Annotated in this window: 21 protein-coding genes; 12 read left to right on the top strand and 9 right to left on the bottom strand. The window is 69.8% G+C overall.

Annotation, left to right across the window (positions count from 1 at the left end; translation table 11 throughout):
* Nucleotides 1-87: 87 nt before the first annotated feature.
* From G5C60_RS23350 to G5C60_RS23375, 6 genes are all read right to left on the bottom strand, one after another.
* The gene (locus G5C60_RS23350) at nucleotides 88-1,077 is read right to left on the bottom strand and encodes a zinc-dependent alcohol dehydrogenase family protein (RefSeq protein WP_165262434.1); all 990 of its coding nucleotides are present in this window, start codon (nucleotides 1,075-1,077) and stop codon (nucleotides 88-90) included.
* Nucleotides 1,074-1,925 carry a carbohydrate ABC transporter permease gene (locus tag G5C60_RS23355; RefSeq protein ID WP_165262436.1) on the bottom strand — a complete coding sequence of 284 codons (852 nt, stop codon included), beginning with the start codon at nucleotides 1,923-1,925 and terminating at the stop codon, nucleotides 1,074-1,076. The genes G5C60_RS23350 and G5C60_RS23355 overlap by 4 nt, the downstream gene beginning before the upstream one ends.
* Complete coding sequence (locus G5C60_RS23360) at nucleotides 1,922-2,863, bottom strand: carbohydrate ABC transporter permease (protein WP_165262438.1); 942 nt, start codon at nucleotides 2,861-2,863, stop codon at nucleotides 1,922-1,924. The genes G5C60_RS23355 and G5C60_RS23360 overlap by 4 nt, the downstream gene beginning before the upstream one ends.
* Nucleotides 2,860-4,230, bottom strand: a complete 1,371-nt coding sequence (locus G5C60_RS23365) for an ABC transporter substrate-binding protein (RefSeq protein ID WP_165262440.1) — start codon at nucleotides 4,228-4,230, stop codon at nucleotides 2,860-2,862. Before G5C60_RS23365 ends, G5C60_RS23360 begins: the two co-directional genes overlap by 4 nt.
* Nucleotides 4,231-4,329: 99 nt before the next feature.
* Nucleotides 4,330-5,091 carry a DeoR/GlpR family DNA-binding transcription regulator gene (locus tag G5C60_RS23370; protein ID WP_206439900.1) on the bottom strand — a complete coding sequence of 254 codons (762 nt, stop codon included), beginning with the start codon at nucleotides 5,089-5,091 and terminating at the stop codon, nucleotides 4,330-4,332.
* 279 nt (nucleotides 5,092-5,370) lie between these two features.
* A complete protein-coding gene (locus tag G5C60_RS23375) occupies nucleotides 5,371-6,195 on the bottom strand; it encodes an NAD-dependent epimerase/dehydratase family protein (protein ID WP_165262444.1) in 825 nt (274 codons plus the stop codon).
* 251 nt (nucleotides 6,196-6,446) lie between these two features.
* On the opposite strand from G5C60_RS23375, the gene G5C60_RS23380 reads away from it, so the two are divergent.
* Nucleotides 6,447-7,388: a 5-dehydro-4-deoxyglucarate dehydratase gene (locus G5C60_RS23380; protein WP_165262446.1), complete on the top strand. Its 942-nt coding sequence runs from the start codon at nucleotides 6,447-6,449 to the stop codon at nucleotides 7,386-7,388.
* 43 nt (nucleotides 7,389-7,431) lie between these two features.
* Nucleotides 7,432-8,598 carry a hypothetical protein gene (locus G5C60_RS23385; RefSeq protein WP_165262448.1) on the top strand — a complete coding sequence of 389 codons (1,167 nt, stop codon included), beginning with the start codon at nucleotides 7,432-7,434 and terminating at the stop codon, nucleotides 8,596-8,598.
* On the opposite strand, the gene G5C60_RS23390 is transcribed toward G5C60_RS23385, so the two are convergent.
* The 3 genes from G5C60_RS23390 to G5C60_RS23400 all read right to left on the bottom strand — a co-directional run bounded on the left by G5C60_RS23390 (nucleotide 8,532) and on the right by G5C60_RS23400 (nucleotide 11,621).
* A complete protein-coding gene (locus tag G5C60_RS23390; RefSeq protein WP_165262450.1) occupies nucleotides 8,532-9,800 on the bottom strand; it encodes an MFS transporter in 1,269 nt (422 codons plus the stop codon). The two genes, G5C60_RS23385 and G5C60_RS23390, sit on opposite strands and share 67 nt — an antisense overlap.
* Nucleotides 9,801-9,910: 110 nt before the next feature.
* Nucleotides 9,911-10,522 carry a dihydrofolate reductase family protein gene (locus G5C60_RS23395; RefSeq protein WP_165262452.1) on the bottom strand — a complete coding sequence of 204 codons (612 nt, stop codon included), beginning with the start codon at nucleotides 10,520-10,522 and terminating at the stop codon, nucleotides 9,911-9,913.
* A 130-nt stretch (nucleotides 10,523-10,652) separates the two neighbouring features.
* A complete protein-coding gene (locus tag G5C60_RS23400; RefSeq protein ID WP_165262454.1) occupies nucleotides 10,653-11,621 on the bottom strand; it encodes an NAD(P)-dependent alcohol dehydrogenase in 969 nt (322 codons plus the stop codon).
* Between the two features lie 189 nt (nucleotides 11,622-11,810).
* On the opposite strand from G5C60_RS23400, the gene G5C60_RS23405 reads away from it, so the two are divergent.
* The 10 genes from G5C60_RS23405 to G5C60_RS23450 all read left to right on the top strand — a co-directional run bounded on the left by G5C60_RS23405 (nucleotide 11,811) and on the right by G5C60_RS23450 (nucleotide 22,822).
* Nucleotides 11,811-12,410 (top strand): TIGR03086 family metal-binding protein, encoded by a 600-nt coding sequence (locus G5C60_RS23405; RefSeq protein ID WP_165262456.1) that lies wholly within the window; start codon nucleotides 11,811-11,813, stop codon nucleotides 12,408-12,410.
* 236 nt (nucleotides 12,411-12,646) lie between these two features.
* Entirely contained in the window at nucleotides 12,647-13,303 is a 657-nt protein-coding gene (locus tag G5C60_RS23410) for a GntR family transcriptional regulator (RefSeq protein WP_165262458.1), read from the top strand.
* A complete protein-coding gene (locus G5C60_RS23415; protein ID WP_165262460.1) occupies nucleotides 13,300-14,211 on the top strand; it encodes a dihydrodipicolinate synthase family protein in 912 nt (303 codons plus the stop codon). Before G5C60_RS23410 ends, G5C60_RS23415 begins: the two co-directional genes overlap by 4 nt.
* Nucleotides 14,208-15,983, top strand: a complete 1,776-nt coding sequence (araD, locus tag G5C60_RS23420; RefSeq protein ID WP_241267009.1) for an L-arabinonate dehydratase — start codon at nucleotides 14,208-14,210, stop codon at nucleotides 15,981-15,983. The genes G5C60_RS23415 and araD overlap by 4 nt, the downstream gene beginning before the upstream one ends.
* A gap of 157 nt (nucleotides 15,984-16,140) precedes the next feature.
* Nucleotides 16,141-17,076, top strand: coding sequence for a carbohydrate ABC transporter permease (locus G5C60_RS23425; RefSeq protein WP_165262462.1), 936 nt, complete (start codon nucleotides 16,141-16,143; stop codon nucleotides 17,074-17,076).
* Nucleotides 17,073-17,969 carry an ABC transporter permease subunit gene (locus tag G5C60_RS23430; protein ID WP_165262464.1) on the top strand — a complete coding sequence of 299 codons (897 nt, stop codon included), beginning with the start codon at nucleotides 17,073-17,075 and terminating at the stop codon, nucleotides 17,967-17,969. The genes G5C60_RS23425 and G5C60_RS23430 overlap by 4 nt, the downstream gene beginning before the upstream one ends.
* Nucleotides 17,966-19,276, top strand: a complete 1,311-nt coding sequence (locus tag G5C60_RS23435) for a pectate lyase family protein (RefSeq protein ID WP_165262466.1) — start codon at nucleotides 17,966-17,968, stop codon at nucleotides 19,274-19,276. Before G5C60_RS23430 ends, G5C60_RS23435 begins: the two co-directional genes overlap by 4 nt.
* The gene (locus tag G5C60_RS23440; protein ID WP_165262468.1) at nucleotides 19,273-20,433 is read left to right on the top strand and encodes a Gfo/Idh/MocA family protein; all 1,161 of its coding nucleotides are present in this window, start codon (nucleotides 19,273-19,275) and stop codon (nucleotides 20,431-20,433) included. The genes G5C60_RS23435 and G5C60_RS23440 overlap by 4 nt, the downstream gene beginning before the upstream one ends.
* Complete coding sequence (locus G5C60_RS23445) at nucleotides 20,430-21,269, top strand: DUF6807 domain-containing protein (RefSeq protein WP_165262470.1); 840 nt, start codon at nucleotides 20,430-20,432, stop codon at nucleotides 21,267-21,269. Before G5C60_RS23440 ends, G5C60_RS23445 begins: the two co-directional genes overlap by 4 nt.
* Complete coding sequence (locus tag G5C60_RS23450; RefSeq protein WP_165262472.1) at nucleotides 21,266-22,822, top strand: glycoside hydrolase family 43 protein; 1,557 nt, start codon at nucleotides 21,266-21,268, stop codon at nucleotides 22,820-22,822. Before G5C60_RS23445 ends, G5C60_RS23450 begins: the two co-directional genes overlap by 4 nt.
* The last annotated feature ends 20 nt before the right edge of the window (nucleotides 22,823-22,842 follow it).

A 22,842-nucleotide genomic window follows, 5' to 3' on the forward strand; every position in this document is an offset into this window, starting at 1 on the left:
GGTCTGGGGGCGCAGCCCCCAGCGGGGTCCAGGGGCGGAGCCCCTTGGTATGGGACGGGTAAGGGCGGCGGGGGCGAGGGAAACCCCTTACGGGACCACCACGATCTTCCGCCCCACCCCCGACGCGAACTGCTCCAGGGCCTGGGGGTAGCGGTCCAGGGGGATGCGGTCGCTGATGAAGATGTCAGGGTCGAGGACACCCGTCGCGAACAGCTCCGCCGCGCGTTCGAAGCTGTGGAGGACCGCCATGGAACCGGTGATGGTGATCTCCTGGTTGTAGATGCGGTACGGATCGATCGTGACCCGGGTCGCGTAGTCCGCCACTCCGAACTGGAGGAACGTGCCGGCCTTCGCCACCCGGTCGAGGCCATCCTGGATCGCCGCCGCGTTGCCCGTCGCGTCGATGACCAGGTCCCAGCCCTGCGGCCGGTCCAGCTCGTCGGGGTTCGCGGCTGTCGCCGAGACGCCGAGCTGCTCCGCCGTCGACAGGCGCTGCGGATTGAGGTCCACCACGTCCACGCTCGCCGCCCCCGTCCGCTTGGCGAGCTCCAGCATCATCAGGCCCATCGTTCCGGAGCCGTAGATCAGGACGTGCGCGCCCAGCCGGGAGTTCAGGACGTCGTAGCCGCGTACCGCGCACGACAAGGGCTCCACCAGGGCCGCGTCCTGGGTGCGTACGTGCTCGGGGAGCTTGACGCAGTTGGCCACCGGGGCGACGGCGTACTGGGCGGCGCCGCCCGCCGTCGACACTCCGATCGCGGCCCACCGTTCACAGAGGTTGTTGTGGCCCGTACGGCAGTACCGGCACTCGTAGCAGTAGAGGGACGGGTCCACCGCCACTCGGTCGCCCACCGACAGTTCCGTGATCTGAGTGCCCACCCCGACCACCTCGCCCGCGAACTCATGCCCCGGCACGATCGGCAGCTTGGGCGCGAACTCGCCCTGGAGGATGTGCAGATCGGTGCCGCACAGGCCGCAGGCGGCGACCTCGACGACGACCTCGCGGGGCCCTGGCGTCGGGTCCGGGACCTCGGTGACGACGGCGCGGCCCACGGACTCGATGACGGCGGCCTTCATTTCACGGCTCCCAGAGACAGGCCCTGGACCAGTTTGTCCTGGGCGGCGAACCCCGCGGCGAGCACCGGCAGGGAGATGACGAGCGACGCGGCGCACACCTTCGCCAGGAACAGGCCCTGGCTGGTGATGAAGCCGGTCAGGAAGACGGGGGCCGTTTCGGCGACCACGCCTGTCAGCACGCGAGCGAAGAGCAGCTCGTTCCAGCTGAAGATGAAGCAGATCAGGGCCGTCGCGGCTATGCCGGGGAGGGCGATCGGAGCCACCACGCGCGCCAGGATCGTCGGTAGCCTCGCGCCGTCTATCTGCGCCGCCTCGATGATCGCGACCGGTACCTCCGCCAGGAACGACTGCATCATCCACACCGCGATCGGCAGGTTCATCGACGTGTAGAGGATGACCAGGAGCCAGATGTTGTCCAGCATTCCGGTGTTCTTCGCGAAGAGGTAGATCGGCAGGAGGCCCGCCACCACCGGCAGCATCTTCGTGGAGAGGAAGAAGAACAGGACGTCCGTCCACTTCTTCACCGGGCGGATGGAGAGTGCGTACGCCGCCGGGAGGGCCAGCAGGAGCACGAGCAGCGTGGACGCGACCGACGCCACCGTCGAGTTGATGAGCGAGGGCCAGGGGCTCGCGCCGCCTCCCGCGCCGAAGAACTCGCGGTAGCCGTCGAGGGTGAGGGCGGCCGCGAAGGACGGGGGATTGGTGGCGGCGTCCTCCTCGGAGTGGAAGGACGTCAGGGCCATCCAGGCGATGGGCAGGAAGAACAGCAGACCGAGCAGCCAGGCCAGCAGACCGAGTCCGGCTCCTCGGGTGCGGCGGGGACGCAGACGTATCGCGGTGGCACTCATGCGCGGGACACCTCCTCGCGGAACAGGGACGAGACCACGCGCAGCGCGAAGGTCGCGATGATGATCGAGCCGATGACGACGAGGACGCCGGCCGCGGAGGCGAGGCCGTTCTCGTGGGCCTGGTAGAAGCTCTGGTAGACGGTGTAGGGGAGGTTGGCGGTGCCGAGGCCGCCGGACGTGATGGTGAAGACGGCGTCGAAGTTCTGGACGATGTAGATGGAGCCCAGGAGGGCGCCGAGTTCCAGGTAGCGGCGAAGGTGCGGGAGCGTGAGGTAGCGGAAGACCTGCCAGTCGCTCGCGCCGTCCACCCGCGCGGCCTCGATCTGCTGGTGGTCGCGGCTCTGCAGCCCCGCGAGCAGGATCAGCATCATGAAGGGCGTCCACTGCCAGACGAGGGAGGCCTCGACCGCCAGGAGCGGGGTGTTGGAGATCCAGTCAGGTTGCGGGCCGCCCACGTAGTGCAGCAGGCCGTTGAAGAGGCCGTACTCCGGGTTGTAGAGGACGTGCTTCCACAGGAGGGCCGCGGCCACCGGGACCACCAGGAACGGTGCGATCAGGAGCGTGCGGACCAGGCCGCGGCCCCGGAACTTGCGGTCCAGGAGCAGGGCGAGGACCAGACCGAGGATCAGGCTGGCCAGGACCACGGCGACCGTCAGCAGGATCGTGGTCCACACCGACTTGCGCAGGTCCGCGTCGGTCAGGACCTCGGAGTAGTTGCCGAAGCCCGTGAACTCGCGGGCATCGGGGTAGAGGGAGTTCCAGTCGAAGAAGGAGATCACCAGCGTGGCCACGAAGGGGAGCTGGGTCACGGCGATCATGAAGATCAGGGCGGGCAGGAGCGGGGCTCGTGTCGCCCAGGCGCGCAGTCGGCCTCCCGAGGGGGGTTTCTCGGCGCGTACGGGTGTGGCGGCTACCGGGGCTGTCGTCGTGGCGGTCATCGTCCCTCGTACTCCTCGGAGATGTCCTCGGCGAGCTGTTGCGACTTGTTCAGGGCCGAATCGACGGACTGGCGTCCGGCGATGGCCGCGCTGATCTCCTGCGAGACCTTGGTTCCGAGGTCGGTGAACTCGGGGATGCCGACGAACTGGATGCCGGGGGCCGGCCGCGGCTGTACTCCCGGGTCGTTGGGCCGGGCGCCCTCGATGGCGTCCTTCGTCATCTCCTGGAAGGCGGCGGCCTCCTTGGCGTAGGCGGGGTTCGTGTACGTCGACGCGCGCTTGCCCGCCGGGACGTTGGACCAGCCGATCTTGTCGCCGACCAGCTGCTCGTACTCCTTGCTCGACGCCCAGGAGACGAACTTCCAGGCCTTGTCCTTGTTCCTGGACGCGTCCTGGATGCCCCAGGCCCAGGTGTAGAGCCAGCCGGAGGACTCGGTCTTCTCGACGGGGGCCGGTACGTAGCCGATCTTGCCCTTGACCGGGGAGTTGGCGGACTCGAGCGAACCGGCGGCGGAGGTGGCGTCATACCACATGGCGACCTTGCCCTGGGTCATGTTGTTGAGGCACTCGGCGAAGCCGGACTGGGCGGCGCCGGACTCACCGTGCTTGCGCACGAGGTCCACGTAGAACTTCGTCGCCTTTTCGAACTCGGGGGAGTTCAGCTGTGCCTTCCAGTTCTTGTCGAACCAGGTGCCGCCGAAGGTGTTCACGACCGTGGTGAGCGGCGCCATGATCTCGCCCCAGCCCGGCAGGCCGCGCAGACAGATGCCCTTCATGCCCGACTCGGCGCCGTCGGCCTCGGCGGCGAGGTCGGCCACCTGCGTCCAGGTCGGGCGCTCGGGCATCGTCAGGCCCTTCTCTGCGAACACGTCCTTGCGGTACATCAGGAAGGACGACTCGCCGTAGAAGGGCTGTCCGTAGAGCTTGCCGTCCTCGGCGGTGAGGGACTGCCGCATCGGGGTGAGGACGTCCTTCTCGTCGTACGCGCTGTCCTTGGCGACGTACGAGTTCATCTCGTGCAGCCAGCCGTTCTTGGCGTAGATCGGTATCTCGTAGTTGCTGAGGGTGGCGACGTCGTACTGGCCGGCCTGGTTGGCGAAGTCCTGGCTGATCTTGTCGCGGACGTCGTTCTCCGGCAGCACGGTGAAGTTCACCTTGATGCCGGTCTCCTTGGTGAAGTGGGCGGCGGTGAGCTTCTGCAGCTCCACCATCTGCGGGTTGTTGACCATGAGGACGTTGATGGAGTTGCCGCCTGAACCGGCTCCGCCCGCTCCGGTCCAGCAGCCGGAGAGCAGCGGGGCGAGCAGCGTCCCTGCGGCGGCCGCGGCAAGTAGTCCGCGCGGCCTCCGTCGGCTCTGGGTTCGCATGGATCGCTCCTGGATATTTGGTGCAAATGGGATGGCCTTGGGGAACGCGATGCCTACGTAGCGGGTCGGTTGGATTTTCAGACTCGTTCGGTCGGGATTTCAGACTCGGATGACCTGCGGGCCCTGCAGCGAGTAGCGGTGAGCTTCGGACGTGGGCAGGAGGGTGCTGGTGACGATCGCCTCCAGGACGCTGATCTCAGCGAACCGGCAGAAACTGACGGCCCCGAACTTGGTGTGCACGCCCGCGAACACCGTCCTGCGGGCGGCCCGGATCGCCTGCGACTTGACCTCGCTGACCGCCGGGTCGGGGGTGGTGAGGCCGTGCTCACGGGAGATGCCGTTGGCGCCGATGTACGCCAGGTCGATGACGAAGCCGGCGAGCATCTTCGTGGTCCAGTGGTCGACGGTCGCGAGCGTGCCGTGCCTGACCCGGCCGCCGAGCAGCAGGACCGAGATGTTCTCGGACTCGGCGAGGGCGCCCGCGGCGGGCAGGGACGCGGTGACCACGGTCAGCGGCCGGTCCCTGGGCAGTGACTCGGCGATGAGCTGGGGGGTGAAGCCCTCGTCGACGAAGACCGTCTCGGCGTCCCCGAGCAGTTCGGCCGCGGCGGCCGCGATCCGCCGCTTCTCGGGTACGTGGCTGGTGGCGCGGAAGGCGAGGGTCGTCTCGAAGCCGGCGCTCTCCACGGGATAGGCGCCGCCGTGGGTGCGGCGTACCAGACCGTGGTCCTCCAGGGCACGCAGGTCGCGGCGGACGGTCTCCTTCGCGACACCTAGCTCGGCGGCGAGCGCGTTGACGTCGACCGAACCCGTGCGGCGGGCGGCCAGGACGATCTCCCGCTGACGTTCTTCCGCGGTCATGGCCGACACCTGCTTTCTTGCTCACTCGCTGTGCTCCCACACTGCCCGTTCGGGCCCACCGGGGCCATGGGGGAAGTTCTACAGCGAGCCTGCGGCGCTGACCAGGTCTGTTCCGCGCCCGATACTGCCCGTATCTGCCCGTTTACCTCGGCCGGTGTCCGCGCCGGACCTGGGACGAAGCGGAACGCGACGTGAGTTCGGGCAGCGTCCGTGCCCGAAATACCGAACGGGCGGGCCCGTTCGGTGCCCGCCCGTCCATCGTGCGCTCCGCAGTGCGCGTCAGTAAGGCCAGATCGGCGGCTTGGTCACGAAGTGGCCGCCCAGGTGGTCATGGTCCGGGTTCTCCGGGTCCAGCTCGCCCTGCTCGGCGACGATCTTCCCGGCGTACTGCTCCGAGTCGTCCTGCGGCTCGTAACCGAGTGCCCGGGCCGTCGAGAGGTCCCACCACAGGCGGGTGTTCGCGGACGAGCCGTAGACGACGGTGTGCTGGACGTCCTCGGCGGTCAGAGCCGCGTGGAAGAGGCGGGCGCCGTCGCCGGGGCTCATCCAGACCGACAGCATGCGCACGTTGGCCGGCTCCGGGAAGCAGGACCCGATCCGGACGGACACGGTCTCCGTGCCGTACTTGTCCCAGTAGAACTGCGCCAGGTCCTCCCCGAACGACTTCGACAGCCCGTAGAAGGTGTCCGGGCGGCGCGGGGTGTCGATCGGGATCAGCGTGCTCGGATCGTGGGGTGCGTCTCCCTGCGGACGCGGTGTGAAGCCGACCGCGTGGTTGGAGGAGGCGAAGACGATGCGCCGGATGCCCTCTTCGCGCGCGGCCTCGTACAGGTTGTACGTGCCCTCGATGTTGGCCTTGAGAATCTTGTCGAAGGTGGATTCCAGGGAGATGCCCGCCAGGTGGATGATCGCGTCGACGCCCCGCACGGCCTCGCGCAGGGCGTCCTTGTCGCCGAGGTCGGCGGTGATCGCATCCGGTTCGCCGTCGATCGGTCGCATGTCGAGGAGGCGCAGCTCGTATCCGTACGCGGGCAGAAGTCCCCGCATCAGGGTGCCGAGGCCGCCGGCGGCGCCGGTGAGCAGAACGGTGCGGGGAGCGGGCATCCTCGGGTCTCCTTGAATCAACAGCCGTCATCGTGTACGGCATTCACATCCATGGACACGCTATGGATCGTCGGCCTGCCGCGTCAAGTGTCGCGCGGAGGTGGAAATCAGCCCCTTTGTTGCTTGTGTTGTGCGACTTCACCGGCTTGACCGGCCCCAAGGGGGCGCCTTAGCGTGGGTGTGTTCAGAAATATAGACGCCAATCAGAGACGTGCACGGTCGGCGTGTACGTGCATGCCTAGGGAGAGCCCGTGACGTCAGCGCCTCTTGCCGCTCGCCTCGTTATCCCGAGCGGGCCGCTGTTCTTCCCCGTCACCGCGTACGGCCCTGACGGTGCCGTCGACCTCGACGTCTACCGCGCACACGTCCGGCGAGGCGTCGAGGCCGGGGCCGCCGCCGTCTTCGCCTGCTGCGGGACCGGTGAGTTCCACGCGCTCACGCCCGAGGAGTTCCAGGACTGCGTGCGCGCGGCCGTCGAGGAGACGGCGGGGCGCGTGCCGGTGGTCGCGGGCGCCGGATACGGGACCGCACTCGCCGTGCGGTACGCGAAGCTCGCCGAGGAGGCCGGGGCGGACGGGCTGCTGGCCATGCCGCCGTATCTCGTCGTCGCCGGGCAGGAGGGACTGCTGCGGCACTACACGGAGCTGGCCCGCGCCACCTCGCTCGAGGTCATCGTCTACCAGCGCGACAACGCCGTGTTCACGCCCGAGACCGTCGTCTCGCTGGCCCGCACCGAGGGCATCATCGGCTTCAAGGACGGCGTCGGGGACCTCGATCTGATGCAGCGCATCGTGAGCGCGGTGCGTTCCGAAGTCCCGGGCGAGTTCCTGTACTTCAACGGCCTGCCGACCGCCGAACTCACCGGTCTCGCCTACCGCGGCATCGGCATCACGCTGTACTCCTCCGCCGTCTTCTGCTTCGCACCGGAGCTCGCCCTCGCCTTCCACAAGGCGCTCAACTCCGGTGACGACACCACCGCGAACCGGCTGCTGGACGGCTTCTACCGGCCCCTCGTCGAACTGCGCGCGAAGGGCCGCGGCTACGCTGTCTCCCTGGTCAAGGCGGGCGTACGGCTGAAGGGGCTCGATGTGGGCGAGGTGCGGCCGCCGCTGCACGAGCCGAGCGACGACCACATCAAGCAGCTCACCCAGCTGATCGAGCGGGGCGAGGCGCTTCTCCAGGAGGACAAGTGAGCCGGCCGGCAGGGCAGTTCGGGCGGTCAGGAGGGCAGGGCCGGTGAAGGCGTCCGCTTTCGTCTACCCGTGGGACGTCAACGGCGACCCGGAGGCCGCGGCGCGGATCGCCGGACTCGGGGTGCGGCAGGCGACGCTCGCCTCCGCCTACCACTCCACACGCGCGCTGACTCCCCGGCACCCACGGCACCGCATCGTCACCGCCCGCCACGCGGCCGTGCTCTACCCGGTCGGCCGGCGGTGGGAGGGGCGCCGGCTGCGGCCGTACGCCGCCGGGGACTGGGCTCCGGGGGACGCGTACGGGGAGGCCGCCTCGGCCCTGGCGCTGGCCGGGCTCCAGGTGCACACCTGGGTGGTGCTCGCGCACAACTCCCGTATGGGGGACGAGTTTCCGGACACCTCCGTGACCAACGCCTACGGAGACCGCTATCCGTGGGCTCCCTGCATCGCACAGCCCGACACGCGCGAGTACCTCGTCGACCTGGCCGTCGAGGCGGCGGTGCGGCCCGGTGCCGGAGGCACGGAACTGGAGTCCCTCGGCTGGTACGGGTTCGCCCATCTCCACGCCCACGACAAGACGGCGGGCGTGGCGCTCGGGGACGCCGGGCAGTACCTGATGTCGCTGTGCTTCTGCCCCTCCTGCCGCGACGGCTATACGCAACTGGGCCTTGACCCCGACGAGTTGGCGGCCGCGGTCCGGCGTGCCTTGGAGCCCGTGTGGCGGGGCGAGGCGCCCGCCGGGGGCTGGGAAGCGGTGGAAAAACTCCTCGGCGGCGAACTCGCGACGGCCACGCGCGCGTGGCGGGACTCCGTCGCGCGCTCACTCCAGTCGGAGACGGTCACCGCCGTGCGCGCGGCCGCTCCCGAGGGGTTCCGGATCCTGCTGCACGCGGACCCGGCCTCGTACCACTGCGGCGCGAACGCCGGCGTGGACCCCGAGCACATCCTGTCCGTCGCCGACGGCGTGGTCGTGCCGTGCGCGGGAGGACCGGACCTGCTGACTCCCTTCGCCGAAAGGCAAGTCGAGGGAAGCGTGCTGGCGGCCAACTTCCCCGTCGTGCGAGGCATGGGCGGCAGCCCGGGCACGCTGACGCAGGACGTGACGCGGGCGGTCGAACTCGGGGCGAGTGAAGTACGGCTGTATCACGCGGGGTTGGCGTCCGACGAGGACCTGTCACTCGTGGCGGACGCGCTCGCCCGGCTCGGCTGACGCCTGAGCATCGGTACGACCGTCACCAGCCGGGCCGACCCGAGCACCATCAACAGCACTTGGTGGTCGACCAGTTCGACCAGGCCCGCGCCCAGCGCGAGCCCCACCGCGCTCGGGGCGAACATCAGCGTGTTGGCGGTCGCGGCCGTACGGCCCAGGAGGCCGGCCGGGGTTTCGCGCTGGACGGCCGTGAGGGCGGCGATCAGCACACAGGGGAGGCCGAGGCCGACCGCCGCGGCCGAGACGAGGACCACCGCGTCGTACGGGAGCGCGCGAGCCGTCACGGCCAGGGCGGTGAGCGCGATGCCGTACCCCGCGAACCGGTGTGCGCCCAGGCGGCGGAGGAGCGGACCCGAGGCCAGACCGACTGCTACGGAACCGGCGCCCTGGACGGCGTACAGAAGACCTGTGTACGCGGGGGAGTGGCCCAGGCCCTCGACCACCGCGTAGATCGTCGCGCCGTTGAGTCCCGCGAAGAGCATGGTCGTGCCGCCGGCGACGACGAGGGGGCGCAGTGTCTCGTGGTGCCAGAGGTAGCGGGCGCCGTCGGCTGTCTGTGTGCGCCAGCCGGCCGAGGCCGGGAGCGGCTTCGGCTCACGTACCCGCAGGAGGGTGTAGAGACCCGCGGCAAGGACGAAGGTGAGCGCGTCCAGGAGGGCGACGTGTGCGCCGCCGTAGGCCGCGTACAGGCCCGCTCCGGCGAGCGGGGCGACCAGCTTCATGCCTTCGTTCGCTGACATCCGCAGGCCGTTGAAGTCGCCGAGGAGCCGCTCGTCGACCGCCGTGGCCACCAGGGCGGACTCCGCCGCGTCGTGAACGACGCCGGTCGCGCCGTACACGAGCAGTACCGCGAAGAGGATCCAGAGGGTGCCGGGCGAGCCGACGGCGAACAGGGACAGGAGGAGCGCGGCCAGGCCCAGGTTCGTCCACACCAGCAGCGGTCTGCGGCGGGTGCGGTCGGCGAGTGTGCCCAGGAGGGGGCCGACGAGTGTGGGCGCCCAGAGGGCGAAGACACAGAGGGCGGCCAGACCGTCCGAGCCGGTCAGGTCCTTCACCCAGATCCCGGCCACGAGCCACATCGCCGACGAGCCGAACCCGGAGACCACGACTCCGCCCAGGTAGAGGGCGGCGTTGCGGTCCCTCAGGACACGGGTCACTGTCCACGGCGAATGCGATGCCGATGCTGATGCCGATGTCGTCATGGCCCGTCATCTTGGGCCTAAGGGCCTGTGCAAAGGATCGGGCGACTGCCTTAATCACGGACAAGCGGGTCCTCGGCAATCTTCGTCAGCGTAAGCACTCCGACAACTCCTCACCGCTCGATGAAGCGGTACTTCAGGTGCGTCGCGAGGGGCGTGTCGACCACCCTGACCGGCTCGAGTTTCCGCGCGCCCAGTCCCTCGAAGAGCCGCAGTCCCGCTCCGAGGAGCGCGGGCACCACGTGCAGCTGCAGCTCGTCGATGAGCCCGGCCCCGAGGTACTGCTGCACCGTGCTCGCCCCGCCCGCGATGTCGACGTTCCTGTCCCCGGCGGCGGCCTTCGCCTGGTCGAGGGCGCTGTGGATGCCGTCGGTGACGAAGGTGAAGGTGGTGCCGCCCTCCTTGACCAGGGTCGGCCGGGGGCGGTGGGTGAGCACGAAGACCGGGGCCCGGAAGGGCGGGTTGGCGCCCCAGAACTCCTCGCCCGTGTCGTACATCATCCGGCCCATGACCACCGCCCCGGTGGCGTCGAACCACTCGCGCATCAGCTCGGAGTCGCGGTTCTCCTCCCCGCCGGTCATGCCCTGGCGCTCCCGCCAGCTCGCCAGGTTGTGGATCCACTCGAAGAGCGGTTCGGCGCCGTCGCCTCCCGGGTTGTCGAGGGCCACATTGGGGCCGGCGATGTAGCCGTCGAGGGAGATGGCCATATCCGCGGTCACGGTCACGATGGGTGCTCCTCAAGTCCTGGAATGTGCTGCCTTCACTCTCACGTCGATCGGGAACCGGCGCATTCGACATCCCTGGCGAGCGACACCTCACTCGTTCGGCGTGCTCTGCTCGAACATGATCGGGCCGTCAGACGGTGACCACCAGCTTCCCCCGAGGATGGCCCGTCTCCAGATGCCGGATGGCGGCAGCCGCCTCGGCAAGCGGATACGTGCGGTCGATCGCCGGAGTGATCTTGCCCTTCTCGGCGAGTTCCTTGAGGGTCAGGAGGTCTTCGCGGCGGGCGATGGAGATGAGGTTGCGGAGGTTCTGGCTGATGAAGGGGGAGAGCAGGACGGCGCGGAGGTCGCGGCTCATGCCGCCGAAGAAGCCGGTGCCGCCCTCGCCGCCGACGATGACGAGGGTGCCGCGGGGGGTGAGGGCGCGGCGGAGGACGGTAAGGGGGCGAAGGCCCGCATTGTCGACGATGACGTCGTAGCGGTGGGGGCCGTCGGTGATGTCCTCGCGGGTGTAGTCGATGACATGGGCGGCGCCCTGGGAGCGGACGAAGTCCGCGGCCGCGGGACTGCAGACGCCCGTGACCTCGGCGCCGTACATCGTGGCCAGCTGGACGGCGTACGTTCCCACGCCGCCGGAGGCCCCGATGACCAGCACTCGCCGGCCGGGCGTCGGGCGGGACTTTCCGCTCAGGGCCTGGAGAGCGGTCATGCCGGAGACGGGGAGGGCGGCGGCCTGTTCGAAGGTGAGGTTGGAGGGCTTGTGCGCGAGCTTTCCGGCCTTGGCGCGCGCGTACTCGGCGAACGAGCCCTCGCAGTTGCCGAAGACCTCGTCGCCCGGCTTGAAGTCGGTCACCTTCGCACCGACGGCCTCGACCCGTCCGGCGCCGTCCCAGCCCTTCACGGGGTTCTTCGGCTTGCGGACTCCCAGGGCGACGCGGGCCACATAGGGCCGCCCCGTCATGAGGTGCCACACCTCGGGGCCGACGCCGGCGGCGCGTACCTCGACCAGCACTTCGTCGTCGCCGGGTACGGGTCGTTCGATGTCGCGCAGCTCCAGGAGGTCTGCCGATCCGTAGGCATCCTGAACGATCGCCTTCATGGCGTGGCTCCCCTTCGTGGCCGTGGACTCGAGCGTCCCGGATGAACCGAGCATCCTGCCGGCTCGAACGCCTGGCCAGATTCCTGAGCATGATCTTGGGAGCGGGGTCGATGAGTTTCCGTACGGCCGACGGTCTACACCCCGACGACCCCGACGACCCCGACGACCCCGTGACCAGAGGAGCCGACCATGGGCGATACGACTTCGACGACCCTCGACCTGGGGCCGCAGGCCTTGATCGTGGCGCGCCTCGCGGAGGGGGTGCGTGAGGAGCAGCTGGGCGCTCCGACGCCCTGTCCGGAGTACGCCGTACGTAATCTTCTGGGCCACCTGGTCGGTCTGGCCCGGGCCTTCCGGGACGCGGCCCGAAAGGATCTTGGGCCGACGACGAACACGGACCCCGGCTCCTCCCTGCCCGATCTCCAGCCCGACTGGCGTGCCGAACTCCCCAAGCTCCTCACCGAACTCGCCGAGGCCTGGCGCGACCCGTCCGCCTGGACCGGCGAGACCCGGGCAGGCGGTGTCGACCTTCCCGGCGAGGTCGCGGGCCTCGTCGCCACCAACGAACTCGTCATCCACGGCTGGGACCTGGCCCGGGCGACCGGTCAGCACTATGCCCCCGACGAGGCGGCCCTCCAGGCCGCCCGCGACTTCCTCGCCCCCGCGGCCGACGACCCGGACAGTTCCGGCCTCTTCGGCCCCGCGGTGCCCGTACCGGACGAGGCGCCTGTGCTGGACCGGGTGATCGGCCTGAGCGGGCGCGACCCGAGTTGGACGGCAAGGGGCTGAACGAAGGGTTCCGCGGGGCCGGGTGAGCCCGGCCCCGGTATCTGTTGAGCGTCAACGCCAACTTCTTCTGTCAGAAGCGTTGACGAAACATCAGCGCGCTCTTACCTTCAACGCGTCGTACTTCGTACGTCATATATGAGACGCGATACGCGAGATCAGATACGCGAGATCAGATATACGCGATCCGACCACGCGTTCCGACACGTGAAGTGATCGATGAGATCCGAGAGGCGCGCATGACCTCTGTGCCCATCCCGATCCCGTCCCGCACGCAATACGTGCTGGAGGGGATCAAACACCGCATCCTCACCGGGCAGCTGACGCCCGGTCAGGCCCTGGTCGAGACGGAGCTGGCCGCGCAGTTCGGGGTGTCCAAGACCCCGGTGCGCGAGGCGCTCAAGACCCTGGCCGGCACGGGGCTCGTCGTGATGAACCAGTACAAGGGCGTCACGGTGCGCATGGTGGACGCGGACATGGCGCGCGAGGTGTACGACGTGCGGCTGCTCCTGGAGCCCGAGGCGCTGCGCCGCTCCGTGCAGCGGGGGGCCTCCCTCGACACGGCGCGTGACGCGCTCGAACGTGCGGACGCCGCCACCGACACCGCCCAGCGCTCCCTGGCCAACCGGGAGTTCCACCGCGCCCTGTACGTCCCCTGCGGCAACCCGCTGCTCGGCCGGATGCTCGACGAGGTCCGCGACCAGGCCGCCCTGGTCTCCGCGGTCGCCTGGGCCGCCAACCCGTCCTGGGACCGGGAGGCGAACGAGCACCGGGAGATCCTGCGGCTCGCCCTCGACGGCGACTCGGACGGCGCCGCAAGCGCCCTGCACTCGCACATCGCGTCGTTCGTGCAACGGGCCTTTCCCGAGGCCCAGGGAGAGGGTGGCCAGGAATGAGCAGCGCGACGTTCGAGACGCAACGGGCGGCGCTGGCCGATGTGGTGGCGATCCCGGTGACCCCGTTCGCCGAGGACGGCACCGTCGACCAGGGCACCCACCGCGCCCTGCTCGGCCGCCTGCTCGAGGGCGGCGTACGCATCCTCACGCCGAACGGCAACACCGGCGAGTACTACACGCTGAGCCCGGAGGAGCGCCGTCTCGTCACGGAGCTGACCCTCGACGAGGCGGGTGACCGGGCCGCCGTCCTGGTCGGGGTCGGGCACGACGTGCCGACCGCCGTCGCCTCCGCCCGGCACGCCCGCGACCGCGGAGCGCAGATGGTGATGGTCCACCAGCCCGTGCACCCGTATGTCTCGCAGGGCGGCTGGGTCGACTACCACCGGGCGATCGCCGAGGCCGTTCCCGAGCTGGGCGTCGTCCCGTACATCCGCAACGCCCAGCTCGTCGGCGCCCGGCTCGCCGAGCTGGCCGACGTCTGCCCGAACGTCATCGGCGTGAAGTACGCCGTGCCGGACGCGGCACGCTTCGCCGCCTTCGCGCGGGACGCGGGGCTCGAACGCTTCGTCTGGGTCGCCGGCCTCGCCGAGCCGTACGCGCCCTCGTACTTCTCGGCCGGAGCGACCGGCTTCACCTCGGGCCTGGTGAACGTCGCCCCGTCCGTTTCGCTGAACATGATCGAAGCGCTTCGATCGGGGGACTACGCGGGCGCCATGAAGGTCTGGGAGCAGATCCGCCGGTTCGAGGAACTGCGCGCGGCCAACGGATCCGCCAACAACGTGACCGTGGTGAAGGAGGCCCTGGCCTCACTCGGCCTGTGTCGCCGCGAGGTCCGGCCGCCGAGCAGGCTGCTGCCCGAGTCCGAACGTGCCGAAGTCGCCGCCATCGCCGCGGGGTGGTCCATATGACCGACACAAGCGCAGAGGCCGGCCCAGGCCCGGAGGAAACAGACGAAACAGCCGTCGGCGCAAGGGAGTTGCGCAGTCACCAGTGGTACGGGACCGAGGGACTGCGGTCCTTCAGCCACCGGGCCCGCACCCGCCAGCTCGGCTACCTCCCCGAGGAGCACCTGGGCAAGCCGGTCATCGCGATCCTCAACACGTGGAGTGACATCAACCCCTGTCACGTCCACCTGCGGGACCGCGCCCAGGCGGTCAAGCGCGGAGTGTGGCAGGCCGGCGGCTTCCCGCTGGAGTTCCCGGTCTCCACGCTCTCCGAGACCTTCCAGAAGCCGACCCCGATGCTCTACCGCAACATGCTCGCGATGGAGACCGAGGAGTTGCTGCGGTCGTATCCGGTGGACGGTGCCGTGCTGATGGGCGGCTGCGACAAGTCCACGCCCGCGCTGCTCATGGGGGCCGCGTCCGTCGACCTGCCGGCCGTCTTCGTGCCGGCGGGGCCCATGCTGCCGGGTCACTGGCGCAACGAAATCCTGGGCTCCGGCACCGACATGTGGAAGTACTGGGACGACAAGCGCGCCGGCCTCATCGGCGACTGCGAGATGACCGAGCTGGAGAGCGGCCTCGCCCGCTCGCCCGGCCACTGCATGACCATGGGTACGGCGTCGACGCTGACCGCGGCCGCCGAGGCCCTCGGCGTCACCGTGCCGGGTGCCTCCAGCATCCCCGCCGTCGACTCCGGACACGACCGGATGGCCGCGGCCTCCGGCCTCCGAATCGTCGAACTCGTCCGCAAGAACCGGAAGTTGTCCGACCTCCTCACCCAGGACGCCTTCGACGACGCCGTGACGACCGTCCTGGGTCTTGGCGGCTCCACGAACGCCGTCATCCATCTGATCGCCATGGCCGGCCGGGCGGGCGTCACACTCACGCTCGACGACTTCGACCGCATCGCGCGGACGGTTCCGGTGCTCGCCAACGTCAGGCCCGGCGGACAGCGGTACCTGATGGAGGACTTCCACTTCGCGGGCGGCCTGCCCGGCTTCCTGTCGCGGATCACCGATCTGCTGCACCTGGACCGGCCGACCGTCTCGTACGACACGATGCGCGAGCAGCTCGACGGGGCGCTCGTGCACAACGACGAGGTGATCCGCCCCCGCGGAAACCCGGTCGCGAACGAGGGCGGGGTCGCGGTCCTGCGCGGCAACCTCTGCCCCGACGGTGCCGTCATCAAGCACATCGCCGCCGAGCCGCACCTGCTCAAGCACACCGGTTCCGCGGTCGTCTTCGACGACTACAAGACGATGCAGCGGACCATCAACGACCCGTCGCTCGGCATCACCGCCGACAGCGTCCTGGTACTGCGGAACTCCGGGCCCAAGGGCGGCCCCGGCATGCCCGAGTACGGCATGCTGCCCATCCCCGACCACCTGCTGAAGCAGGGCGTACGGGACATGCTCCGGATCTCCGACGCCCGGATGAGCGGCACGAGTTACGGCGCGTGCGTGCTGCACGTGGCGCCCGAGTCGTACATCGGCGGACCTCTCGCCCTCGTACGGACCGGGGACACCATCACCCTCGACGTCGAGGCACGAACCCTCCAGCTCAACGTGGACGACGCGGAGCTGGAGCGGCGCAGGGCGGCATGGACGCCGCCGCCCGAGCGCTACGAGCGCGGCTACGGAGCGCTCTACAACGAACAGATCACGCAGGCCGACACCGGCTGCGACTTCGCCTTCCTGGCCAGGCCGGGCAAGGTGCCGGACCCGTACGCGGGCTGAGGAACGAACAGCGAACGGACGGCCGACCCGCTCGGCCGATATCCCGAACAACGAACGCGAAGCGCTTCACCAGCACCAGTACCGCCAGTACCGCCAGTACGCCAAGTACCGCGAGTACCACCAGCACCACCCGCACCCCCGAGAACGGAGAACAGTCATGGCCCAAGCCGCAGCCGTGGCGAAAAAGCCCGCGCCACCCCGGCGGCGCCGTGGCTCAGCCACGCCACGCAGACTCCCGTATCTGCTGATCGCCCCGGCGGGACTGCTGATGCTGGGCTTCATCGCCTACCCGGTGCTGAGCGTCTTCTACTACAGCCTGCAGGACTACAACCCCACCAAGCCGTGGCGGAACGGCTACGCGGGCTTCGAGAACTTCGTGCACGCCTTCACCGAGGACCCGATCTTCTGGGACACGCTGATCTTCAGCGCCAAGTGGGTCGTCGTCGAGGTCGGCCTCCAGCTGATGTTCGGCCTGGCGCTCGCGCTGATCGTCAACCAGACCTTCGTGGGGCGGTCGGTGGGACGCGCCCTGGTCTTCTCGCCATGGGCCGTCTCCGGCGTCCTCACCTCCGCGATCTGGGTGCTGCTCTACAACTCCCAGACAGGCATCAGCCGTTACCTCGCCGACATGGGGATCGGGGAGTACGGCACCTCATGGCTGTCCGACACCTCAACCGTCTTCCCCGCGGCGATAGTCGCCGATCTCTGGCGTGGCGTCCCCTTCTTCGCGATCCTCATCCTCGCCGACCTCCAGTCCGTCTCGAAGGACCTGTACGAGGCCGCCGAGGTCGACGGCGCCAGCCGTTTCAAGCAGTTCCTGCACATCACCCTGCCGCACCTCAAGGACGCCATCATCCTGTCCACGCTGCTGCGCGCGGTGTGGGAGTTCAACAACGTCGACCTGCTCTACACCCTCACCGGCGGCGGACCCGCGGGAGAGACGACGACACTCCCGCTCTACATCGCCAACACCAGCGTCGACGCACACAACTTCGGCTACGCGTCGGCCCTGACCACCGTCGCGTTCGTGATTCTGCTCTTCTGCTCGATCGTCTATCTGCGGCTGAGCAAGTTCGGAGGTGACGACAAGTGAGCACCAACACGGCCACCGCGCCGGCGCCCGCTCCCGAGGACGAGGCTCCCGCACCACAGCGCCCCGGCAAGCGCCGCCGCGCCTGGGACGAGGTCCCGCGCTGGCAGATCTACTTCCCCCTCGGCGCCTATCTGGTCTTCACGCTCATCCCCTTCTACTGGATCCTCCTCTTCGCCCTGCGCGAGCCCGGCTCGACCTCCCTCGTGCCCTGGCCCATGACCTTCGAGCACTTCGAGAAGGTATGGACCGAGCGCAGCTTCGGGACCTACTTCGAGAACAGCGTCTACGTCGGCCTCGCCACCCTCGTGATGACCACGCTCGTCGCGCTCGCCGGCGGCTACGCCCTCGCCCGCTTCAACTTCAAGATCAAACGCGCCTTCATGCTGGCGCTGCTCTGCTCCCAGTTCGTGCCCGGCGCGCTGCTCCTGGTCCCGCTGTTCCAGATCTTCGCCGAGCTCCAGATGATCAACTCGCTCGGCAGCGTCATCATCGCCGAGACGGTCTTCCAGCTGCCGCTGTCGATGATCCTGATCAGCGGCTTCATCCGGAACGTCCCGTACTCCCTGGAAGAGGCCGCCTGGGTCGACGGCTGCAACCGCCTCACCGCCTTCCGGGTCATCGTCCTGCCCATGCTGCGGCCGGGCCTGATCGCCGTCGGCTCCTTCGCCTTCGTGCACTCCTGGAACCACTTCCTGTTCGCCCTGATGTTCCTCAGCAACCAGGACAAGCAGACGATCCCCGTCGGCCTCAACAGCCTGATGAGCGCCGACAGCGTCGACCTGGGCGCGCTCGCCGCGGGCGGCATCATCGCGGCCGTGCCCGTCGTGATCGTCTTCGCCTTCATCCAGAAGTGGCTGATCACGGGCTTCAGCGCCGGGGCGGTGAAGGGATGAGACAGCGGAGAAGTTTCCAACTCGCCGCCGTAGCAGGGGTGTTGGGACTGGGGTTGACCCTCAGCACTCCGGCCGGGGCCGAGGCGCGCGACATCAGCCGGGACACCCTGGCTCCGGACGACGGCTGGGCCGCCGCCGACGGTGGTACCACGGGGGGTTCCGCCGCCGACGACGCCCACGTCTTCACCGTACGGAACCGGAGTGAGCTGGTCCGCGCGCTCGACGGGGGCAGCGCGACCCCGAAGATCATCAAGATCGCGGGGACGATCGACGCCAACACCGACGACGCGGGGAAGCGGCTGGACTGCGACGACTACGCGACCGACGGGTACGACCTGAAGAAGTACCTGGCCGCCTACGACCCGCGGACCTGGGGCTCAGCCAAGCCGAGCGGCCCGCAGGAGGAGGCCCGGCAGGCGTCGGCCGCGCGTCAGGCCGAGCGGGTCGTGCTGGTTGTCGGGTCCAACACCACCATCGTCGGCCTCGGCGACAAGGCGGTGCTCAAGGGCGCCGGCCTGCAGATCCAGAACGCGGACAACGTCATCGTCCGCAACCTCGAACTCCGCGACGCCTACGACTGCTTCCCCGTCTGGCAGCCCAACACCGGCGGCCTCGGCGACTGGAAGACCGCGTACGACACCATCTGGCTGCGCGGCGCCACGCACGTGTGGATCGATCACGTCACGGCCTCCGACAAGGGCCACCCCGACGAGGACGAGCCCACCTACTTCGGCCGCAACTACCTGCGCCACGACGGCCTGCTGGACATCACCAACGCCTCCGACCTGGTGACCGTCTCCTGGAGCCGGTTCGCCGACCACGACAAGGCCATGCTCATCGGCAACGGCGACACGGCCACCGGCGACCGCGGCAAGCTCCGCGTCACCCTGCACCACAACGAGTTCGAGTCGGTCGTGCAGCGCGCCCCGCGCGTCCGGTTCGGACAGGTGCACCTCTACAACAACCGGTACGTCGTCCCCGAGGACGCCCACGACTACCGCTACTCCCTGGGCGTCTCCACCGAGTCGGCGATCCACGCCGAGAACAACGCCTTCACCACACCCGGCCACATCGAGGCCGCCGACCTCGTGAAGAGCTGGAACGGCACCGCCCTGCACGCCACCGGAAGCCTCTTCAACGGCTACCCGGTCGACCTGCTCGCCATCAACAACGCCTACAACTCCGGCAGCGAACGCGACCTGACCGCCGACGTCGGCTGGACGCCCGCCCTGCACGGAAAGATCGACACCGCCCAGCGAGCCGACCGTGACGTGGCGCGCGGGGCGGGAGCGGGGAGGATCCCATGACCACACCTGTGCCGATCGTCCTCGCGGGCGCCCGCGGCCACGGCAACTGGCACCTCCAGAACATCCGCCGCCTCCAGGACAAGGGCCTCGTACGCCTGGCCGGGATCTGTGAGCTGACGCCGCTCACCGAGGAGGAGCTGGACGGCTTCGCCGGCGACGGCCGACTGCCCGAGCAGTCCGCCGACTTCGGCGCCCTGCTCGACTCCACCGGTGCCGCGATCGCCGTGATCTGCACGCCCATTCACACCCACACCGACCTGGCGCTGACCGCCGCCGACAAGGGCGTACACCTGCTGCTGGAGAAGCCGCCCGCACCGTCGTACGACGAGTTCCGGCGCATGGCGGACGGGGTCGCGGCCGCCGGAGTCGTGTGCCAGATCGGGTTCCAGTCGCTGGGCTCGGGCGCCGTGCCCGCGATCAGGGAACTGGTCGCGCAGGGCGCGATCGGCGAGGTGACCGGGATCGGGGCGGCCGGCGCCTGGGCGCGCGCAGAGAAGTACTACCGCCGCGCGGCCTGGGCGGGACGGCGCACGCTGGACGGCGTCGACGTCGTCGACGGCGCGCTGACCAACCCCCTCGCACACGCCGTCGCCACCGCGCTCGCCCTCGACGGCTCCACCCGCGCCGAGGACATCACCGCCATCGAGACCGAGCTGCTGCGCGCCAACGACATCGAGTCCGACGACACCTCGTGCGTCCGCGTCACCACCGCGGCCGGCGGCCGGGTCACCGTCGCCGCGACCCTGTGCGCCGAGCGGCCCGACGAGCCGTACGTCCTCGTGCACGGCACCAGCGGCCGGATCACCTTCTGGTACAAGCAGGACCGCGTCCTGATCCAGCGGTCGGGGCGCGGCCCCGAGGAGATCGAGTACAGCAGGACCGACCTGCTGGAGAACCTGGTCGAGCACTTCGAAGGCCGCACCGACCTGCTGGTCACCCCCGACTCGACGGGCGCGTTCATGCGCGTGGTTGAAGCGATTCGACAGGCGCCGGATCCGGTCGCCCTCACCGAGGACGACTGGTACCGCGTGCCCGACGAGAACCGCCGGGTCGTCCGCGGCATCGACGCTCTCGTCACGGCAGCCGCCGAGACCCTCTCCCTCTACTCCGAGCTGGGCGCCTCATGGGCGCTCCCGAACGAGGTGAGCACAAGATGAACGACTCCCTGGTCCTGCGTATCGCGGGCCGCCCGGTCGGCCGTTACATCACCCGGCCCGAACTGCCGGCCCGGCTCTCGCCGCGCCCGTATCTGCACCCGGTCACCACGCTGGCCGGCACCTCGGTCACCGAGCTGAGCCCGGACGACCACGCACACCACCTCGGCGTCGGTGTCGCCGTTCCCGACGTCGAGGGGAACAACTTCTGGGGCGGGCGCACCTTCGTCCGCGACCAGGGCCCCACCGAGCTCGACAACCACGGCGCCCAGCGGCACGCGAGCTTCCAGCTCCGGGACCCGGATGGGTTCGTGGAGGAGCTGCGCTGGGTGGCCGCGGGCGGCGAGCTGCTGCGCGAACGGCGTACGGTCGCGGCCACCGAACTCACCGACGCCGCCTGGGCGCTGGACTTCACCTTCTCCCTCACCAACACGACGGACGGACTCCTGTCGATCGGCAGCCCGGCCACCAACGGACGCCCCGGCGCGGCATACGGCGGCTTCTTCTGGCGCGCCCGCAAGGAAGCCGAGGCGCCCGCCGTGTTCACCCACGACACCGAGGGCGAGGACGCGGTGCACGGCGAGCGCGCCGACTGGCTCGCACTCGTGGGCGGCAACTGGACCCTGGTGTTCGCCGGCGCCACCGAGCAGACCCGCCGCGACCCCTGGTTCGTGCGCACCGCCGAGTACCCGGGCGTCGGCTCGTCCCTCGCCCACGACGAGCGCCTCGACATCGCGGCCGGGGACACCGTCGTACGCCGGGTCGTCACCGTCGTCGCCGACGGCCGCCTCGACCGGGGCGAAGCGGCGGCGCTCGTCCGCAAGGCGGTGAGCCCATGAGCACGGCGCCGGGCGGAAACCCCGCCTTCAGCTCCGACCTCGGCGACGGGACGTACCGCAACCCCGTCCTGAACGCCGACTGGTCCGACCCCGACCTCATCCGCGTCGGCGACGACTTCTACCTGACCGCCTCCAGCTTCGGCCGCGCCCCGGGCCTGCCGCTGCTGCACTCCCGCGACCTCGTCAACTGGACGCTCGTCGGGCACGCACTCCAACTCATCGAGCCCGCAAGGGAGTTCAGGACACCCCGGCACGACTGCGGAGTGTGGGCGCCGTCCTTACGCCACCACGACGACCGGTTCTGGATCTTCTGGGGCGACCCCGACCACGGCATCTTCCAGGTCAACGCCCCCGAGATACGCGGCCCCTGGACACGCCCGCACCTGGTCAAGGAGGGCAAGGGCCTCATCGACCCGTGCCCCCTGTGGGACGACGAGACCGGCGAGGCGTACCTCGTGCACGCCTGGGCCAAGTCCCGCTCCGGCATCAAGAACCGGCTCACCGGCCACCGCATGCGGCCCGACGCCACGGGCCTGCTCGACGAGGGCAAGGTGATCGTCGACGGGGACCGCATCCCCGGCTGGTTCACGCTCGAAGGGCCCAAGCTGTACCGGCACGACGGCTGGTTCTGGATCTTCGCCCCGGCCGGGAGCGTGGAGACCGGCTGGCAGGGCGTCTTCCGCTCACGCGGCTTCTTCGGGCCGTACGAGGAACGGATCGTGCTGGAACAGGGCGACACCGACGTCAACGGCCCGCACCAAGGCGGCTGGGTACGCACCCCGTCCGGCGAGGACTGGTTCGCGCACTTCCAGGAGAAGGGCCCGTACGGGAGGGTCGTGCACCTCCAGCCGATGCGCTGGGGTACCGACGGCTGGCCCGTACTGGGCGACGAGGGCGCCCCCGTCGACGTACACAAAAAGCCCGACCTGCCGCCTCAGCCCTTGTCCGCGCCGGCCACCGACGACGACTTCCCAGGCGGGCGGTTCGGGCGCCAGTGGCAGTGGACCGCCAATCCGCAGGAGGGCTGGGCGACCCGGCACGCGGGCGACGGACTGCGGCTGGCCTGCGTACGGACGGCCGACGCGCACGATCTGCGCAAGCTGCCGAACGTACTCACGCAGCGGCTGCCCGGAACACCCGCCACCGTGGAGGTCGAACTCGCCCTGTCCGGCGAGGCGCCCGGCGCCCGGGCCGGACTCGCCGTCCTCGGCGACGCGTTCAGCTGGATCGGGCTCCAGCGGGGCGCCGACGGGACGGTGCATCTCGTGCACCGGTTCGCCGAGTCCGTCGCCGAGCGGGAACGGGACGCCGGGCATCCGCGGCTCGCCCCCGAGGGGCGGGCGCGGCTGTGGATCGAGCTCGGCGATGGGGCGCGCTGCCGTTTCTCGTACGACGTGGGGGACGGCCGGCAGCCCTCGGGACCGGTCTTCGCCGCGACCCCCTGGCGCTGGGTCGGCGCCCTGCTCGGCCTGTTCGCACTGGCGCCGACCGGCGGGGGACATGCCGGCGCGGCCACGTTCACGCAGTTCCGCATCACCGCACCGCACGACTGAAGTCACCTCACCGGTACGCC

Source organism: Streptomyces scabichelini, assembly GCF_011045015.1.
GTDB lineage: Bacteria > Actinomycetota > Actinomycetes > Streptomycetales > Streptomycetaceae > Streptomyces > Streptomyces scabichelini.

Coding starts and splice junctions, on each gene's coding strand:
- G5C60_RS23405 (WP_165262456.1), top strand. CDS start 11,811: ATGGGCGATACGACTTCGACGACCCTCGACCTGGGGCCGCAGGCCTTG.
- G5C60_RS23350 (WP_165262434.1), bottom strand. CDS start 1,077: ATGAAGGCCGCCGTCATCGAGTCCGTGGGCCGCGCCGTCGTCACCGAG.
- G5C60_RS23355 (WP_165262436.1), bottom strand. CDS start 1,925: ATGAGTGCCACCGCGATACGTCTGCGTCCCCGCCGCACCCGAGGAGCC.
- G5C60_RS23360 (WP_165262438.1), bottom strand. CDS start 2,863: ATGACCGCCACGACGACAGCCCCGGTAGCCGCCACACCCGTACGCGCC.
- G5C60_RS23390 (WP_165262450.1), bottom strand. CDS start 9,800: ATGACGACATCGGCATCAGCATCGGCATCGCATTCGCCGTGGACAGTG.
- G5C60_RS23410 (WP_165262458.1), top strand. CDS start 12,647: ATGACCTCTGTGCCCATCCCGATCCCGTCCCGCACGCAATACGTGCTG.
- G5C60_RS23445 (WP_165262470.1), top strand. CDS start 20,430: ATGAACGACTCCCTGGTCCTGCGTATCGCGGGCCGCCCGGTCGGCCGT.
- G5C60_RS23370 (WP_206439900.1), bottom strand. CDS start 5,091: ATGACCGCGGAAGAACGTCAGCGGGAGATCGTCCTGGCCGCCCGCCGC.
- G5C60_RS23435 (WP_165262466.1), top strand. CDS start 17,966: ATGAGACAGCGGAGAAGTTTCCAACTCGCCGCCGTAGCAGGGGTGTTG.
- G5C60_RS23450 (WP_165262472.1), top strand. CDS start 21,266: ATGAGCACGGCGCCGGGCGGAAACCCCGCCTTCAGCTCCGACCTCGGC.
- G5C60_RS23365 (WP_165262440.1), bottom strand. CDS start 4,230: ATGCGAACCCAGAGCCGACGGAGGCCGCGCGGACTACTTGCCGCGGCC.
- G5C60_RS23400 (WP_165262454.1), bottom strand. CDS start 11,621: ATGAAGGCGATCGTTCAGGATGCCTACGGATCGGCAGACCTCCTGGAG.
- G5C60_RS23375 (WP_165262444.1), bottom strand. CDS start 6,195: ATGCCCGCTCCCCGCACCGTTCTGCTCACCGGCGCCGCCGGCGGCCTC.
- araD (WP_241267009.1), top strand. CDS start 14,208: ATGACCGACACAAGCGCAGAGGCCGGCCCAGGCCCGGAGGAAACAGAC.
- G5C60_RS23440 (WP_165262468.1), top strand. CDS start 19,273: ATGACCACACCTGTGCCGATCGTCCTCGCGGGCGCCCGCGGCCACGGC.
- G5C60_RS23415 (WP_165262460.1), top strand. CDS start 13,300: ATGAGCAGCGCGACGTTCGAGACGCAACGGGCGGCGCTGGCCGATGTG.
- G5C60_RS23425 (WP_165262462.1), top strand. CDS start 16,141: ATGGCCCAAGCCGCAGCCGTGGCGAAAAAGCCCGCGCCACCCCGGCGG.